Annotated in this window: 15 protein-coding genes and 1 tRNA gene; 6 read left to right on the plus strand and 10 right to left on the minus strand. The window is 74.5% G+C overall.

The genetic code is table 11. From position 1 onward, the window contains the following. Both ACZ1IK_RS05205 and ACZ1IK_RS05210 read right to left on the minus strand, forming a co-directional pair. The coding region (locus ACZ1IK_RS05205; protein ID WP_465098372.1) for a glycosyltransferase at positions 1–952 on the minus strand (952 nt) is incomplete at its 3' end. Next, positions 949–2,061 carry a glycosyltransferase family protein gene (locus tag ACZ1IK_RS05210; protein ID WP_465098373.1) on the minus strand — a complete coding sequence of 371 codons (1,113 nt, stop codon included), beginning with the start codon at positions 2,059–2,061 and terminating at the stop codon, positions 949–951. The genes ACZ1IK_RS05210 and ACZ1IK_RS05205, both read right to left, overlap by 4 nt. A gap of 165 nt (positions 2,062–2,226) precedes the next feature. On the opposite strand from ACZ1IK_RS05210, the gene ACZ1IK_RS05215 reads away from it, so the two are divergent. Further along, positions 2,227–4,233 (plus strand): glycosyltransferase, encoded by a 2,007-nt coding sequence (locus ACZ1IK_RS05215; RefSeq protein ID WP_465098374.1) that lies wholly within the window; start codon positions 2,227–2,229, stop codon positions 4,231–4,233. A 32-nt stretch (positions 4,234–4,265) separates the two neighbouring features. Here ACZ1IK_RS05215 and ACZ1IK_RS05220 read toward each other — a convergent pair whose 3' ends face one another. From ACZ1IK_RS05220 to ACZ1IK_RS05235, 4 genes are all read right to left on the minus strand, one after another. Then, positions 4,266–5,357 carry a glycosyl transferase gene (locus ACZ1IK_RS05220; protein WP_465098375.1) on the minus strand — a complete coding sequence of 364 codons (1,092 nt, stop codon included), beginning with the start codon at positions 5,355–5,357 and terminating at the stop codon, positions 4,266–4,268. Then, positions 5,357–6,484, minus strand: a complete 1,128-nt coding sequence (locus tag ACZ1IK_RS05225) for a glycosyltransferase (RefSeq protein ID WP_267715232.1) — start codon at positions 6,482–6,484, stop codon at positions 5,357–5,359. The genes ACZ1IK_RS05220 and ACZ1IK_RS05225 overlap by 1 nt, the downstream gene beginning before the upstream one ends. Before the next feature lie 246 nt (positions 6,485–6,730). Next, a tRNA-Ala gene (locus tag ACZ1IK_RS05230) sits at positions 6,731–6,803 on the minus strand. 34 nt (positions 6,804–6,837) lie between these two features. After that, positions 6,838–7,248 carry a VanZ family protein gene (locus ACZ1IK_RS05235; protein ID WP_465098376.1) on the minus strand — a complete coding sequence of 137 codons (411 nt, stop codon included), beginning with the start codon at positions 7,246–7,248 and terminating at the stop codon, positions 6,838–6,840. A gap of 351 nt (positions 7,249–7,599) precedes the next feature. On the opposite strand from ACZ1IK_RS05235, the gene ACZ1IK_RS05240 reads away from it, so the two are divergent. From ACZ1IK_RS05240 to ACZ1IK_RS05250, 3 genes are read left to right on the plus strand one after another with little or no spacing between them, the layout of a single operon-like run. After that, positions 7,600–9,297 carry a sodium:solute symporter family protein gene (locus tag ACZ1IK_RS05240; RefSeq protein WP_465098377.1) on the plus strand — a complete coding sequence of 566 codons (1,698 nt, stop codon included), beginning with the start codon at positions 7,600–7,602 and terminating at the stop codon, positions 9,295–9,297. Between the two features lie 35 nt (positions 9,298–9,332). Continuing rightward, positions 9,333–9,461 (plus strand): putative transporter small subunit, encoded by a 129-nt coding sequence (locus tag ACZ1IK_RS05245; protein WP_210411798.1) that lies wholly within the window; start codon positions 9,333–9,335, stop codon positions 9,459–9,461. 21 nt (positions 9,462–9,482) lie between these two features. Beyond that, positions 9,483–9,692: a hypothetical protein gene (locus ACZ1IK_RS05250; RefSeq protein ID WP_095353745.1), complete on the plus strand. Its 210-nt coding sequence runs from the start codon at positions 9,483–9,485 to the stop codon at positions 9,690–9,692. Between the two features lie 31 nt (positions 9,693–9,723). Here ACZ1IK_RS05250 and ACZ1IK_RS05255 read toward each other — a convergent pair whose 3' ends face one another. Genes ACZ1IK_RS05255 through ACZ1IK_RS05265 form a run of 3 tightly spaced genes read right to left on the minus strand, consistent with a single transcriptional unit; the run spans position 9,724 to position 12,916 of the window. Continuing rightward, positions 9,724–10,419, minus strand: coding sequence for a LutC/YkgG family protein (locus tag ACZ1IK_RS05255; protein ID WP_020624126.1), 696 nt, complete (start codon positions 10,417–10,419; stop codon positions 9,724–9,726). Next, positions 10,416–12,056, minus strand: coding sequence for a LutB/LldF family L-lactate oxidation iron-sulfur protein (locus ACZ1IK_RS05260; protein ID WP_060974161.1), 1,641 nt, complete (start codon positions 12,054–12,056; stop codon positions 10,416–10,418). Before ACZ1IK_RS05260 ends, ACZ1IK_RS05255 begins: the two co-directional genes overlap by 4 nt. Then, complete coding sequence (locus tag ACZ1IK_RS05265) at positions 12,053–12,916, minus strand: (Fe-S)-binding protein (protein WP_036339657.1); 864 nt, start codon at positions 12,914–12,916, stop codon at positions 12,053–12,055. The genes ACZ1IK_RS05260 and ACZ1IK_RS05265 overlap by 4 nt, the downstream gene beginning before the upstream one ends. Before the next feature lie 201 nt (positions 12,917–13,117). Between ACZ1IK_RS05265 and ACZ1IK_RS05270 the strand changes: the two genes are divergently transcribed. After that, the gene (locus tag ACZ1IK_RS05270) at positions 13,118–14,779 is read left to right on the plus strand and encodes an L-lactate permease (RefSeq protein WP_041102623.1); all 1,662 of its coding nucleotides are present in this window, start codon (positions 13,118–13,120) and stop codon (positions 14,777–14,779) included. Positions 14,780–14,858: 79 nt separating this feature from the next. Continuing rightward, positions 14,859–15,587 (plus strand): FadR/GntR family transcriptional regulator, encoded by a 729-nt coding sequence (locus ACZ1IK_RS05275; protein ID WP_036313468.1) that lies wholly within the window; start codon positions 14,859–14,861, stop codon positions 15,585–15,587. Between the two features lie 55 nt (positions 15,588–15,642). Here the strand turns inward: ACZ1IK_RS05275 and ACZ1IK_RS05280 are convergent, their stop codons facing one another. Beyond that, positions 15,643–16,140 (minus strand): DUF456 domain-containing protein, encoded by a 498-nt coding sequence (locus ACZ1IK_RS05280; RefSeq protein ID WP_036339666.1) that lies wholly within the window; start codon positions 16,138–16,140, stop codon positions 15,643–15,645. Between the last annotated feature and the right edge of the window lie 19 nt (positions 16,141–16,159).

Genomic DNA, 16,159 nt, shown 5'->3' on the forward strand with positions numbered 1-16,159 from the left:
CCGCCGCCTCGTCGAGGCCGCCTACGACGCCGACCCGCGCCCCCGGTGCCGCGCACAGCACGGCGTCCACCGCCACCACGGCCGCCGCCGCGCCGTCCGCGCCCTCCGGCACCCGCACTCGCGCCTCGACCCGCAGCGGGCCGGCCAGGGACAGGCCGTGGCCGCGGGCCGTCGTCGCGGGGATGCGCGAGGCAAGCACGAGCGCCTCGCGGGCCTTCACCCGGGCGGCCTCGGCGGCGTCGCCGCGTCCGCCGAAGTCGGCGCCGGCCTGCCACGCCACGGCGTCCGGCGCGTGGTGCAGGGCCGCCCCCACGCGCCACAGCCGGTGCGCCAGCTCCCAGTCCTCCCCGCCGTAGCCCACGAAGGCGGGGTCGAAGCCGCCGCCGTCCTCGTAGACCTCGCGCGCCACCGTGAGCACGGCCGAGATGACGTACCGGTAGCCGGTGGAGTCGGCGCGGCGCAGGTCGTCCGTGGCGCGGTACCCCTCGCGCAGCCAGGCCGGCTCGGCCAGGCGGGCGTCCGCGGGCACCTCGTGCCCGGGCCGCCATCCGTGCGCCCAGGCCCGTTCCAGCCAGGCCTCGGCCAGGTGCCGCCGCCGGCCCACCACCGCGGCGTCCCGGGGCGCCTCGGCCACCGCCGTCAGGGCCGCGGCGAGGTACCCGGGCTCGGGGAGCATGTCCCCGTCGAGGAAGGCGAGCACGTCGCCGTCGGCCGCCTCCGCCCCGAGCGCCCGGGCCGCCGAGGCGCGGAACCCGCGGTCCTGCTGGCGCACGGTCACCACGTCGAACGGCAGGCCCGGGTCCAGCCGGGGCGGGACGGGCGAGCCGTCGTCGGCCACCACGAGCTGCAGCCCGCCGGCCACGCCCTCCTGGGCCGCGAGCGCGGCCGTGAGCCGGTCGAGGTCCGCCTGGGCCCGGTAGTAGGGCACCACCACGGAGACGGCGGCGCTCACGTCCACCTGTGCACGCGGCGGAGCACGTCGAAGAGCATCCGCGCGCAGTCCTCGGCCCCGGGCGAGAGGTCCACGCCGGGGTCCAGCCACGTGCGTTCGGGGTCCTCGACCGCTTCGGCGATGGCCTCGGCCATCGCGTAGGCCGGCGACCCGTTCGGGTGCACGAGCCGCAGGGTGCCCGGGCGCAGCCTCTCCATCTCCTCCGTGTAGCGGCCGGCGGAGGCGATCGCCCGCCGTCCCACCGAGGTCCACGCCGCCAGGGACCCGGACGCGGACACGTTGCGGTGCGCCGCGAACGGGATGCCCGCCGAGAGCAGGGCCGCGTCCGCGAACTCGTCCGGCACGAACCCGGTGACGCGGAACTCCAGGCCGCGCGCCTCGGCGTCGCGGGTCAGCTCCGCCACGAGGTCGTCATGCCCGATGCTGACGGGTCCGAGCGCCGTCAGCCGGCGCGGCGCCCCGGAGTCCGGGCCCCACTGGCGGTGCAGTTCGGTGAGGGCCTCCAGGGCGAGGGCGTGCCCCTTGCCCGGGTAGACGAAGCCGAAGAGCACGAGGTCCCGGTCGAGGCCGGCCATGCTCTCCGGCACCACCGGCTCGGCGCGGGCGGCCGCGGCCCGGCGGTCCTCCACGGGCAGCGGGACCACGTCCGCGGCCACGTCCACCAGGTCCGCCAGCAGCGCCCGCTCGTGCTGTGAGGAGACCACGACGCCGTCCACCGCCTGGGCGAGCCGCGCGTATGCCTCGCCGCGGCGGCGGTAGCGGCCGTCGCCCTCGGCGGGCTGCGGGATGTCGTGCAGGGTGAGCGTGGTGCCCTCGGGCAGGACGTCGACGAGCAGGTCCGCGGCGGCGGTCGCGGTGGGGCCGAACAGCGCGTCCGTGACGTCCAGGTGCACGGCGGCGCCCAGCGCGCGCGCCTCCTCCAGCAGGGGCACGAGGCCCCGGAACGCCGCGACGTCCTCCGCCGTGAGCAGCTCCACCTCGGCGCCCACCCGACGGAGGGCGGCGGCGGTCTGCCGGCCTTGGCGCACCACGCCGTGCTCCGGCGCGCCCACGGTCACGTACAGCACACGTCCCTGCGGCTGCGAGTCCACGTCCACGATCCCCTTCACCTGCGGCGGCGCTCCTCGACGCGGCGGCGCGCCGGAACGGACAGGATGCCGCTGCTCCGATTCTCCGATCCTGCCCTGACAGACTAGATTCCGCGACCCCCGGCCCGGGACGGGGACACGCCGCCCGCGCGGCATCGCATCCCCCAGGTCAGGAGGCCCTCCCCCGTGAGCATCACCGTCCAGCACGTGCCCGCGCAGCACCCGTACACCCGCGCGATCCGCCCCCTCGACCCGGGCGCCGCGCCGGACGTGGAGTTCCTGCCGGACCCGCCGGTGCCGGGCGCGCCCGCGCACCAGTGGTGGCCGCCCCGGGCCCTGCACGCGGAGTGGCTGGCCGAGCACCGCCCGGACGTGCTGCACGTGCACTTCGGCTTCGAGCACTTCAGCCCCGCCCAGCTGGCCGCCGCCCTGGACGCGCAGCACGCGCACGGGGGCGCCGTCGTCGTGACCGTGCACGACCTCGAGAACCCGCACCTGACGGACCAGGGCCCCCACCGGGACCGCCTGGCCGTGCTGCTGGGCCGCGCGGACGCCGTGCTCACGCTCACCCCCGGCGCCGCGGCGACCCTCGCCCGCGACTACGGCGTGCGCGCCCTCGTGGTCCCCCACCCGCACATCGTCCCGCTCGAGGACCTCGTGGCGCAGGGTGACGACGACGCCCCCGGCGCGGAGCCCGGCCTGCTGCCCCCCGACGCGTCCGACGACGGCGACGGCGCGGCCGCCCCCGCCCGCCTGCTGGTGCACGCCAAGGACCTGCGGGCCCAGGTGGCCCCGGTGGCGCTGCTGCCGGTGCTCGCCGCCGCCGTCGCGACGCTGGCCGACCACGGCCTCGACGCGCGGGTGACCGTGGAGGTCCAGGACACCGTGCAGGACGAGGACGCCCTGGCCGCGCTGCGCGCGGGCTGCGCCCACCACGGCTTCGAGCTGTGGCAGCACGACCGGCTCGACGACCCCGCCCTGCACGCGCTGCTGCGCGACGTGGACGTGTCCGTGCTGCCGTACCGCATCGGCACCCACTCGGGCTGGGTGGAGATGTGCCGGGACCTGGGGGTGCCGGTGGCCGTCGCGGACATCGGGCACATCGCGGACCAGTCCGGCGCCTGGTTGAGCCCCGACTCGCTCGCCGCGTTCGACCCGGAGGATCCCGACTCCCTCGCCGACGCGCTCGAGACGCTGGTGCGCGCCCGCGCGCGCACGGCCCCCGCCGATCCCGCCGCCCGGGCCCGGCAGCGCCGTCGCGTGGCGGCCGCCCACGTGGCGGTCTACCGCGAGGCCCTCGCCCGGGCGCGCGGGGCGCTGCCGAGCGTGTCGGTGCTGGTCATCACGGGGCACCGGGACGCGCACCTGGCCCGCGTGATCGCCGGGCTGGAGCGCTCTCACCGCCGCCCGGACCAGGTGGTCGTGGTGTTCATGGGCCAGCCGGACGGGCGCGTCCCGGCCACGGACCTGCCCGTCACCGTGGGGCACGTGGCCGCCGACGCCGGGCTGCCCCTGGCGCAGGCCCGCAACCGCGCGGCCGAGCTCGCCACCGGCGAGATCCTCGTCTTCCTCGACGTGGACTGCATCCCGGCCGCCGAGACCGTCGGCGTGCTGGCCACCGAGGTCGCGGCCCACCCCGGGTCCGTGGTGATGGGCCGGCCCCGCTACCTGCGGCCGGGCTGGACCCGCGACGTCGGGGAGGCCGACCTGACCTCGCACCGCGCCGACGCCCTGCTGCGCCGCCTCTCCGTGCCCCACCGGGCGCGCGCGCACCTGACCGCCGGCCCCTCGGACGAGTGGCACCTCGTGTGGACGCTGATCCTGGCACTGCGGCGCGCGGACCTGGCCCGCATCGGCTGTTTCGACGCGGGCTTCACCGGCTACGGCGCCGAGGACACGGACCTGGCCTTCCGCGCCCGCGACGCCGGCCTGACGCTGCGGTTCAGCCCCGCCGAGGCGTTCCACCAGCACCACGGCGTGATGACCCCGCCGCTGCACCACCTCGAGGACATCCTGGTCAACGCCCGCCGCTTCCGGCAGGTGCACGGCCGATGGGCCATGGAGGGGTGGCTGCGCGCGTTCGCGGACGCGGGGCTGATCGCGTGGGACCCCGAGGGCGAGCGGCTCGAGCTGCTGCGTCACCCGACGGAGGCGGAGCTGACGGCCGCCCGCCGCGACGACGCCGCGTACTGAGCGCCGTGACGGCCGGGGGCGGCGGGGCGGACTCAGCCCAGGGCGCCCTCGATCGCCGCCTCCCAGCGCCGCCGGTACTCGCCCGGCGCCACGAGCAGCAGGCCCGCGAGCCGGTCGGCGGCGGCCGGGTCCGCGAGGGCGCCGCGCACCGCGCCGGCCCAGTCGGCGTCCGGGTCCTCCCACGCGCACCACGGCACGCCCGCGGCCCGGTGGATCTCGCGGACGAACACGCGCTGCTCGTCGAACGGCCGCGGCTCGGGGGCGAGCACCACGGGGCGGCCGGAGCGGGCGGCGTCCACCACGGCGTTGTGCCCGGCCGAGACCACCACGACGTCGGCGTCCGCGGCCCGGCGGGCCGGCGCCTGGACCCAGCCGTGCAGCGTCACGGTGGCGGGCATCGCCTCCGCCGCGAGCCCGCCCGGCGCCTCCGGATCGCCCACCCCGGCGATCGGGCCGTACACCTCCCACGTCGCCTCCGGCACGGCGGATGCCGCCCGGGCCAGGTCCGCGGCCCGCACCCCGCCGCCGCCTGTCCCGGCGATCACGGCGACGCGCGGGGCGGCGCCGGCGGACGACGTCGTCGTGGCGCGGGTGCCGAGCCGGCCGGTGACGTCCGCGACCCCGAGGTAGGTGACCCGGTCCGCGTGGGCGGCGCGCCAGGCGGGGACCTCGAGCTCGGCGGCGTAGTGGGCGAAGAGGCCGTCGGCCTCGGCGTAGACGAGGGCGTGCGCGGGGTCGGTGCGCTCGCCGTGCATGCGGCGGTGCAGCACGGGCCAGCCCGCCAGGCGCAGGAACAGGGCCGCCTCCACGGACACGTCCACCACGCACACGTCCGGGTCCACCCGTTGCGCCGCCGCGTGGAGGGCGTCGAAGCGCGCCCGGATCTCGGTCCCCACCGGGGACCAGTGCAGGGGTGAGCGGGCCGGCTGCTGGTGGCCGGGCACGAGGTCCGAGGGCAGCGGGATGACGGGGACGTCCGCGGGCAGCAGTTCGGCCGCCCGGGGGTGGGCGGTCACGACCGTCACGTCGAACGCCCCGGTCGACGCCAGGCCGGCGGCGTGCCGTAGGTGCCCCGCCCCGTGCTGGTGGGCGTAGTAGAGGACCCGCCTGCGGGCCGGAGCCATCAGAGGGACTCCAGGTCCGCCGCATCGGCGGACGGGCGCGGGACCCCCTGCGGGTCGAACCCGTACGCGTCCTCGGCGGCGGCGAGGTCACGGGCGTCCTCGGCGGCCTGCTCGAGCAGGTCCACGTAGCCCTCCACCATGGTCTCCGCGCTGAACCGGCAGGCCCACGCGCGCACGCGTCCCCGGTCCTTGCGGCGGGCGTGACGGATCGAGACCGCGAGCTCCTGCGCCGTGTGGTGCACGGCCAGTGCGCCGGCCTGCGGGGCGACGATCTCCCCCATCGCGCCGCTGAGCAGCGCGGCCACCGGCACGCCGAGCGCCATGGCCTCGACCACGGCGAGCCCGAACGGCTCGGCCCACAGGGGGGTGGCCAGGAAGACCTCGCCCGTGGCGAGCATGTGCGGCAGCGCGTGATGGTCGAGGTGGCCGTGGTAGACGGTGTCCGGACCGAGCCGCGGCACGACCTCGCGGGCGTGGTACTCCTCGTCCGAGATCGGCCCGGCGAAGTGCAGCTCCATGCCCGCGATCCGGGCGGCGTCGATCGCCACGTGCAGGCCCTTCTCCGCCGTGATCCGGCCCGACCACACGGCGCGGCCGCGCACGGGGACGGCGTCGGAGACCCACTGGTGCAGCTCGATCCCGTTGGGCACCACGTCCACCCGCGGCAGCCGATGCTGCCAGGCCAGCGCGTTCGACGCGGACACCGAGGCCCACCGATGGTGGTCGGGGGCCGTCCAGCCCGGGGCGTCGACGACGGCCAGCACCTCCGCCAGCGTGGCCGGCGTGTGCAGGACGGTGACCATGGGGCGGGCGCGCAGCAGCTCGAGCGGCGCCGGAGAGAGGGAGTTGTTCAGGACGGCGTCGGAGTCGTCGTCGAGGATCAGCGCGCAGGCCCGGCGGGCGGCCTCCTCGCGCACGCGGGCGCCCGCGCGGCCCGGGCCGGCGCCCTCGGCGGGCAGCACGGCGACGACGTCGCCCGGCACCCGGGTGCCCTCCCGCGCGTAGACCGTGACGTCGTGGCCCCGGCGCACGAGGTGCTCCACGGTCATGGCCGTGTGCATCTCCAGCCCGCCCTCGTAGGGCGAACGGATGGGGTGGAGCATGTGGGTGAGCACGCTGATGCGCATCGGCGTCCCCTTCCCGGCCCGGGCCGGGCCGAACGGCCCCGTGCGGGGCGGCAGAAGCGCGACTGACCTGCGGTGACACGACCGCATCACGTCCGCGCTGACGTACCCCGGCACTGTAGACACCCGGGGGGTCCCCCCGGAAGCGCCGCCCCCCCTCCCGGGGGTGAGGGCAGGGCAGGCGCACACGCCCCCGTCACGAGAAAGTCCCGGCCCGCGACCTCGAGGATCGCGGACCGGGACGGTCCGTGGAGCTAAGGGGAATTGAACCCCTGACCTTTTCATTGCGAACGAAACGCTCTACCAACTGAGCTATAGCCCCAGGTCATGCCCTCCCGCGGGAGTGCACCGGACCATCATACGCCCGACGCCCCCGATCCTCCAATCCGGCGGCGCCACGCGGCGAGCACGCCGAGCACCACACCCGCCAGATCCGCGACGACATCCACCGGGTCCCCCGTCCGCAGCGGCACCCACGCGTGCTGCACGAGCTCGCTCACCGGCGCGTGCACCGCGAACGGCAGCGCCCACCATGCGCTCCGCCCCCGCCACACCGCGAGGAACGCGGGCAGCGCGAACACGGCCACGTGGATCGCCTTGTCCAGCCCCGGCACGGCGAATCCGGCCTCCGGCACCTGCTCGCCCGGCAGGTACAGCACCACCAGCTGCACCACGACGGCGACGGTCAGCGCCGCCGTCAGGGCGCGGCGCCGTCGTCGGGAAGCGGGGGTGGAGGGAGCGGCCGGGGAGCCGGAAGGAACGGTCATCCGCCCATTCTGTCCGGCTTCTGCGCCGGGCACTCATGGTCCCCGCCCTGCTGAAAAGGCTCTATGTTTTTGCCATTTCTGCGCCGACCATGTGATGATCGCGCCATCCGGGTGGGCTCGTTCCGCCAGGATGCCGGTGTTGACAGCGCCGCCCAGGGCCGAGGGACCGCGATGGCTTGAGCAGAGAGCTCGCCGTTCGTGGACTCGGGACCCGGCGGGATGCCCTCCACCTCCCCGGCCCCTGGCCGCGACGTGATCGGTACGCCACCCTCCGCCCTGCGGAGCCGTGCCCTGACCGGACCGCGCCGGGGGACCGGGACGTCCACAGTCACTCGTGCGAAAGGAAGTCCGATGCCGCCCTCCCAGGACGCAGCATCCCTGACCCAGCTCGGCGTGATCGGGGTGATCCTGCTCGTCGCGCTGTTCTACGGCGGGACCATGATCATGTCCGTGGCCATCTCCAAGAAGAAGGAGAACGCCGACGCCTACATGACGGCCGGCAATCAGATCGGCTTCGGCGTGTCCGCCGCCTCCATGACGGCCACCTGGATCTGGGCCGCCTCCATGTACGCCTCCGTGACCGCCGGCTACACGTACGGCGTCTCCGGCCCCCTCCACTACGGCCTCTGGGGCGCCCTGATGATCCTGTTCATCTACCCGTTCGGCCGCCGCATCCGCGCGGTCGCGCCGCGCGCCCACACCCTCGCCGAGGTCATGTACGCCCGGCACGGCCGCTCCTCGCAGCTCATGCTGGCCGGTTCCAACGTGCTCGGCTCCGTCATCTCCCTGACCTCCAACTTCATCGCCGGCGGCGCCCTGATCTCCCTGCTGTCCCCGCTGTCCTTCGGCGCGGGCATCCTGATCGTGGCCGCGGGCGTGCTGCTGTACACCCTGTGGTCCGGCTTCCGCGCCTCCGTGCTCACCGACTTCGCGCAGGTGATGGCCATGCTCGGCGCGACCGTCATCATCATCCCCGCCGTGTTCTTCGCCGCGGGCGGCCCGGGCATGTTCCAGGCCGGTGTCGAGGCCGGCCACGTCACGGCCCAGCAGCAGAGCTTCTTCTCCTCCGACGCGTTCATGAACCAGGGCGCGCCGTACATCGCCGCGGTGCTGGCCTACGCGATCGGCAACCAGACCATCGCCCAGCGCCTCTTCGCCGTGCGTGAGGACCTCATCAAGCCCACCTTCATCACGGCCACCCTCGGGTACGGCGGCACCGTGATCGGCGTCGGCATGCTCGGCGTCATGGCGCTCTACCTGGGCGTCGAGCCGCTCGACGGCGACGTCAACAACCTCCTGCCCCAGATGGTCGCCGACCACCTGCCGCTGGCGCTCGTGGCCCTGGCGTTCCTGATGATCATCGGCTCGCTGTCCTCCACCGCCGACTCGGACCTGTCCGCCCTCTCGTCGATCGTGATGACGGACGTCTACGGCCAGTCGGTCGGCCGCCAGAACGCCGACCCGAAGACCATGCTGCTGATCGGCCGCATCACCATGATCGTGGCGACGGCGGCGGCCCTGTACTTCGCCACCGCCAAGTTCGACATCCTCGACCTGCTGGTCTTCGTGGGCGCCCTGTGGGGCTGCCTCGTGTTCCCCGTGATCGCGTCCTTCTACTGGGGCAGGATCACCAACGTCGCGTTCACGGTGTCCGTCCTCGCCGCGCTGACCGTGTTCCTGCCCGTGCGCTTCGAGTGGATCCCGCTCGAGGGCGCCTGGGCGTTCGTGGTGGAGACCCTCGCGATCCTCGGCGTGGGCGTCGTGCTGGGCATCATGTGCTTCGGCTTCTTCGGCCTGCGCCCGGCAGTCGTGGTCGGCGCGATCGCCTCGGTCGTGATGCTGTTCCTCGGCTACGGCTTCCTGCGGGACTACGCCACCCTCACGGGCTCGCTCGTGGCCTACGCCGTGTCCTTCCTCGTCTGCTGGGGGCTCTCCGTCCGCTCCGGCCGGGACTTCGACTTCGACCGGATCGCGCGCGTGACCGGCGACTTCGACCCCGCGACCGAGGACCTGCCGCAGGTCGAGCGCGCCTCGGCCCCTGCGTCCTGATCCCCCCCGTCCCCCGACTCGCAAGGAGCATCCGCATGACCGTCGGTCTGACCCTGTACGTCCTGATGTGGCCCGTCCTCGTGCTGGCCGTCCTCGTCTCGATCGCCCGCGGCTTCTTCGCCGACTGGGCCGCGGCCCGTCGGGAGGGCCGCTCGATCATCTGAGGCCTCCGCCGGGGGCGGCCCGTGACCCTGGTGGTCCTCGCCCTCGACGCGGTCGTCCGCCTGACCCCCGCCGAGACCTCGGCCGCCATCCCGGGCATCGCCGGGCTCGGGCACATGCTCGTGACCGCCGGTCTCGCGCTGCTGTTCGTCGCCCTGTACAGCGGCGTACGGGAGCGTCAGGACCGCCTCGAGACGGGCCGCGCCGGCGGCGCCGTCGTCGAGGGGGTCTGACCCGCCCGATCCCTGCCCGACCGCGCCCGCGTCAGCGAGCGCGGTCGAGCAGGATCACGTCCAGGCGGCGCGGCCCGTGCACGCCTTCGACGCGCTCGAGCTCGATGTCGCTCGTGGCCGAGGGCCCGGAGATCATGGTGATCGGCGCCGTCGCCTCCACGCGGGCCAGCGCCTCCGGGAAGAGCTCCACCACGGAGTCCAGCGGCACGATGCACACGTGGTGGTCCGGGACCAGGGTGATCGCCCGGCGGCCCTCGTCCGGGCGGCCGCTGAGGAAGATCGTCCCGGTCTCCGCGCAGGAGACCGTCGAGGACGTCACCACCGCGTCCACCTCGTTCAGCGCGTCCACGCTGAGGGGCTCGCGCTCGCCGTCGTGGGCGCCGCGGACCGCGGCCCGCTCCCCCGTGTGGCCCACCGCGGGCTCCGTGATGCGCTCCCGGCCTGCCCCGCGGGAGTCCGTGGGGAGCCAGTCCGGCTCCAGGCCGGCCGGCACCACGTACCGGGCGTCCGGGCCGAGCAGCTCGGCGATGGCCGCGGCCACCGTCTCCTCGGTCTCGTCCCGCACGGAGGCCCGGTAGTCGATCAGCCGATCGCGCAGCATCTCCACCACCTCGGCCCGGTCCCGGGAGGAGGTCCGCCGGTAGGTGCGCTGCACCGGGTCCGCGACCGGCCCGTCCGCCGTCGCCTCGCGGATGCGCCGCAGGATCTCGGCCTTCGCCTCGCTCATCGTCCGTCCTCCTCGACGTGCTCGTCCTCCTGGCGGTCCAGCCCGGCGACGCCGTCCAGGGCGGTCCGGTGCTCGGTCTCATCCTTGTGGCGGGCCCACCAGTTGCGGAAGGACTCCCGCGGGGGCGCCGGCACGTCACGCTCGTCGGTCCACCCGCCGGCGATGCCCGGCAGCCAGCCGAGCACCCGGTCCGGCCCGGCCGCGACCCGGCCCAACCCCAGGCCCCGCTCGGCCAGCGACATGCGCCGACCCGAGGACATCACCACGGAGGCGCCCTTCATCGCCACGTCCATCTGCGAGGGCGTGACGGACTCCACCGCCGCCTTGGCGCGGGCCAGGGGGCCGGCAGCGGCGTCCTTCTCCGTGCGCAGGGCCTTCCGGGCGGCGTGGGTGGCCTGCACGTCCTCGTCCCGGAGGTGGATGAGGATCGAGGGGATGTCGATGGCCACGGGGCAGACGTCGTAGCACGCGCCGCACAGCGTGGAGGCGTAGGGCAGGGTGCCGTTCTCCCCCGCGTCCACACCGGTGAGCTGCGGGGAGAGGATCGCGCCGATCGGGCCCGGGTAGACCGAGCCGTAGGCGTGGCCGCCGGTCTGCTCGTACACGGGGCACACGTTCATGCACGCCGAGCAGCGGATGCAGTGCAGCGCGGAACGGCCCTTCGGGTCGGACAGCACCGCGGAGCGGCCGTTGTCCAGCAGGACCAGGTGGAACTCCTGAGGACCGTCGCCCTCGGTGACGCCCGTCCACATGGAGGTGTACGGGTTCATCCGCTCGCCCGTGGACGAGCGCGGCAGCAGCTGCAGGAACACCTCGAGGTCCTCGAAGGTGGGCACGAGCTTCTCGATGCCCATCACGGTGATCAGCGTCTCCGGCAGGGTCAGGCACATGCGGCCGTTGCCCTCCGACTCGACGACGGAGAGCGTGCCCGTCTCGGCGACGCCGAAGTTCGCCCCGGAGATCGCCACCTTCGTGCTCAGGAACTTCTCGCGCAGGTGCCGGCGTGCGGCCTCGGCCAGATCGGCCGGCTCGGAGGTGAGGCTCTCGTCCGTGTCCGGCATCTCCCGGAGGAAGATATCCCGGATCTCCCGGCGATTGCGATGGATCGCCGGGACGAGGATGTGGCTGGGCCGGTCGTGGCCGAGCTGGACGATGAGCTCGGCCAGGTCCGTCTCGACGGCGGCCACGCCGGCATGCTCGAGCGCGGCGTCCAGGCCGATCTCCTGGGTGGCCATGGACTTGACCTTGATCACCTCGTCCACGCCCTTGGCGGTGACGAGCTCCGTGATGATGCGGTTGGCCTCGGCCGCGTCCCGGGCCCAGTGCACGACGCCGCCGCGCGCGGTGACCTCGGACTCGAGCCGCTCCAGGAGCGCGGGCAGGTCCGCCATGACGGACTGCTTCAGCGCGGAGCCGGCGGCGCGCAGCTCCTGCCAGTCCGGCAGCTCCTCGACGACGCCGGCACGCTTGGCACGGATGGTGTGCGTGGCCCGGCGGATGTTGGCGCGCATCTGACCGTTCCCCAGCTGCTCGCGGGCAGACTCGGGGAACGGGGTGTTCAGCAGGATCTCGCCCTCGCCGTGGACGGGGCGGACGGTGGGCATTCCCAGGCGCACGCGGGTGGGTGCGGTGCTCATCGGCGGGCCTCCTCAACACGGGCGGACGGTCCGCGGCGGGCGCCGGCGGACGCGGGGATGGACAGTTCGACGGGGCCGTCGACCTCGAGCGGGTTCTCCCGGGTGGCCGCGAGGATCTCGGCGAGGTGCACGGTGCGCAGCGGGCGGCCGTCCTGGCCGCGCGCCTCGCGACGGTGCATGGCCCCGTCCAGGTGGAGCAGGCAGGAGGCGTCGCCGCCCGTGCAGAGGGAGGCGCCGGACGCGGTGACCTTCTCGATCTTCTCCTCCGCGATGGCGGCGGAGACGTCCGGGTTCTTCAGGGAGAAGGTGCCGCCGAAGCCGCAGCACTCCTCGGCGTCCGGCAGCGGTCGCAGGTCGATGTCCGCGACGGTGCGCAGCAGGTCCTCCTGGCGCGAGCCCAGGCGCAGCAGGCGCATGCCGTGGCAGGAGGGGTGGTAGGTCACGGTGTGCGGGAACCAGGAGCCGAGCTGGGCCCCGGCGTCCGTCACCCCGAGGACGTCCGTGAGCAGCTGCGACAGCTCGAGGGTGCGGGAGGCGACGACCTCGGCGTCGCGGGCCAGACCCTCGTCCCCGCCGGAGCGGGCGACGTCCGGCTGCTGGTGGCCGAGCGAGGCCACGCAGGAGGCGGAGGGGGCGACGGCGAGGTCGTAGTCGGCCTTCATGAAGGTGCGGACGTGGTTGCGCACGACGGGCAGGGCGTCCTCCATGTATCCGCTGTTGACGTGCATCTGCGAGCAGCAGACCTGGCCGGGCGGGAAGACGACCTCATGGCCGAGCCGCTCGAGGATGCGGACGGTGGCGAGGGCCACCTTGGGGTACATCGCGTCCACGATGCACGTGGCGAACAGGGCGATTCTCATGCCGGTCTCCGTTCCGGACGGGGCGCCTGGGGCGCCGTGCGGTGCCGCAGCACACGGGTGCCGTAGTGGTCAGACCATATCATGCCAGCCTCTTGCGAGGTGACCGCCCTCACAGTACGCTCCTTGGTCTGACCACAGTGGTCCGACCATCACCGGCCCGACCGGATCCCGCCCCGTCCCCTCGCCCACCGGGAGACCCCCGTGCACACCTTCACCCCCACCCCCGATGCCGCCGGCAGCGTCGCGCTCTCCGCCGCGCTCGGCGTCCTGCCCCTGCTGACGTTCTTCGCCACCCTCCTCGGTCTGCGCCTCAAGGCCTGGCAGTCGGGGCTCGCCGCGCTCGTGGTGGCCCTGCTCGTGGCCGTGCTGGGCTTCCACATGCCGGCCCACCTGGCGGCGCTGGCCGCCGCCCAGGGAGCGACCTTCGGCCTGTTCCCGATCGTCTGGATCGTCGTGATGGCGCTGTGGTTCTACCAGGTCACCGTGCTCTCCGGGCGATTCGACGACATGCGCGCGATCTTCGACTCGCTCGGCGGCGGAGACATCCGCATCCAGGCCGTGCTCATCGCGTTCTGCTTCGGCGGCCTGCTCGAGGCCCTCGCCGGCTTCGGCGCCCCCGTGGCCATCACGGCCACCATGGTGCTCGGCCTGGGTGTGCCCCCGCTGCGGGCGGCCACCGCCGTGCTGCTGGCGAACACCGCGCCCGTGGCCTTCGGCGCCGTGGGCACCCCCATCACCACCGCGGGCACGCTCACCGGCATCCCCGCCACGCACATCGGCGCGATCGTCGGCCACCAGGCCCCGTTCGTGGCCGTGTTCGTGCCGTTCCTGCTCGTGTTCATCATCGACGGGCTGCGCGGCGTGCGGCAGACGTGGCCGGCACTGATCGTGATCGGCGCGAGCTTCGCCGTCGCCATCTGGCTGGCCTCGACCTACTTCTCCTACGAGCTCACCGACGTCGTGGCCTCCCTGGTCTCCCTCGCCGCCGCCGTCCTGCTGCTGCGCTTCTGGCGGCCGCGGGGCGCCGAGGAGGCCCGCCAGCGCCTCGACGCCCCCGCCCGCGCGGCGGCGCAGGACCTCACCCCCGGCCGGATCTTCATGGCCGTGCTGCCCTACATCGTGGTCGTGGCCGTGTTCGCCCTGGCCAAGCTGGTCCCCTCGATCACCGCGGCCCTGAACTCCGCCACCGCCAAGATCCCGTGGCCCGGGCTCGACGGGCACCTCGTCGACGCCTCCGGCGCGCCCCTGGCGAGCACCGTGTACAAGTTCGAGTGGCTGGCCTCCCCCGGCACGCTGCTGCTGATCGCCGGCCTGATCATGGCCGTGGTCTACTCCCGGTTCGACCACGACGGCCGGTTCCCGCTCTCGGTGGGGAACGCGCTCGCCGAGATCGGCCGCTGCTTCGCCCGCATGCGCTGGTCCGCCCTGACGATCGTGATCGTGCTCTCCCTGGCCTACGTCATGAACTTCTCGGGCCAGACGGTCGCCATGGGCACGTGGGTGGCCGGCCTGGGCGCGGCCTTCGTGTTCCTGTCCCCGGTGCTCGGCTGGCTCGGCACCGCCGTGACCGGCTCGGACACCTCCGCGAACGCCCTGTTCTCCACCCTGCAGCAGACCGCCGCCACGAACATCGGCGCCGATCCGGCCCTGCTGGTGGCCGCCAACACCTCCGGCGGCGTCGTGGGCAAGATGATCTCCCCGCAGTCCCTGGCGATCGCCGCGACGGCGGTCGGCATGGAGGGCCGGGAGTCCGAGATCCTGCGCCGCGTGGTGGTGTGGTCGCTCTTGCTCCTGCTGGCGGTGTGCACGCTCGTGTACCTGCAGTCCAACGTGCTGGCGTGGATGCTGCCGGCGGCGGGCTGACCGCCTGCACCACCCGAGCGGGGCGGCGTCCATCGGTAGGATGGACGGTCGCCGCCCCGCCCCCTCGGAAGGTCCGTCCATGACCGCTGCCCCCGCCTACACCATCGTGCTCGACTGGCTCGAGGCCGAGCTGCGCTCCGGCGCCGTGGTCGTGGGGGACAAGCTGCCCGGCGAACGCACCCTGGCCGAACGCTTCGGCATCTCCCGGGCGTCCGTGCGGGAGGCCACCCGGATGCTCGAGGCCATGGGCCTGATCCGCGCCAGCGCCGGCTCCGGGCCGAACTCGGGCGCCGTCGTCGTCTCCGAGCCGTCCGCGGCGCTGGGCTGGGCGCTGCGCCTGCACATCGCCACCCGGTCCCTGCCGATGGCCGACGTCGTCGCCGCGCGCGTGCTCCTCGAGACCGATGCGGCGCAGGCGGCCGCCGCCACCTCCGGCGACCCCGAGAGCGTCGCCGTCCTGGCCGAGGTGGAAACCCTGCTGGACCGGATGGACGACCCCGCGCTGCCGGAAGAGGACTTCCACCTGCTCGACACCGAGTTCCATGTGCGGCTGGCCACCCTGGGCGGGAACGTCGTGACGGCGATGATGCTGGACTCCCTGCGCCAGGCGACCATCGGCTACGTGACCGAGACCGTGGCCGGGCTGTCCGACTGGCCCGCCGTGCGCGCCGGCCTGCAGGCCGACCATCGGCGGATCCTCGCCGCCTCCGCCGCCGGGGACGGCCGGGCGGCCGCGCAGGAGCTGCGGGAGCACGTCCTCGGCTTCGCCGCCCTCGCCCAGACCGGCAGGGTGCCCGCCGGCGGCTGAGCCGGCGAAGGGTCCGGCGCGCGCGGGGTCCCGCCGGACGGACGGCTCCGGCGGTTCAGGCGGTGACGCCGTGCACCAGGGCGCCCACGCCCACGGCGGTCAGCGAGCCCAGCGCACAGCAGAACTCCACGAGCATGCCCATGCCCATGGCCGTGAGCGCGCCGATCGAGCTGCTGAGCGCGGCCCGGGCGTCCCGGGTGCGGGCCCACTGGGAGGCGAACAGGCCGACGGCGAAGCCGAGGAACAGCCCTACCACCGGGATCACGAAGAACCCGACGGCGGCGCCGGCCACCCCCCACAGGATCGGGCCGCGGGTGACGCGTTCACGTCGCAGCCGTCGGCCGGTCAGCACCGCGGACGCGCTCAGCCCCGCCACGGCGAGACCGGCCGCGATGACGCCGAACGTCCAGGACGCGGGGGAACCCAGCAGCGCGGCCCACCCGAGAGCCGTCACGAGGTTGAGCAGCGAGCCGGGCAGGACGGGGTACACGGTGCCCACCAGCCCCACCAGGAGCAGGAGCACGGCCACGAGGGAGATCAGCGCGGGAGTCACCGCACCAGTATGACGGGAC

The organism is Micrococcus sp. CS26 (assembly GCF_055522295.1).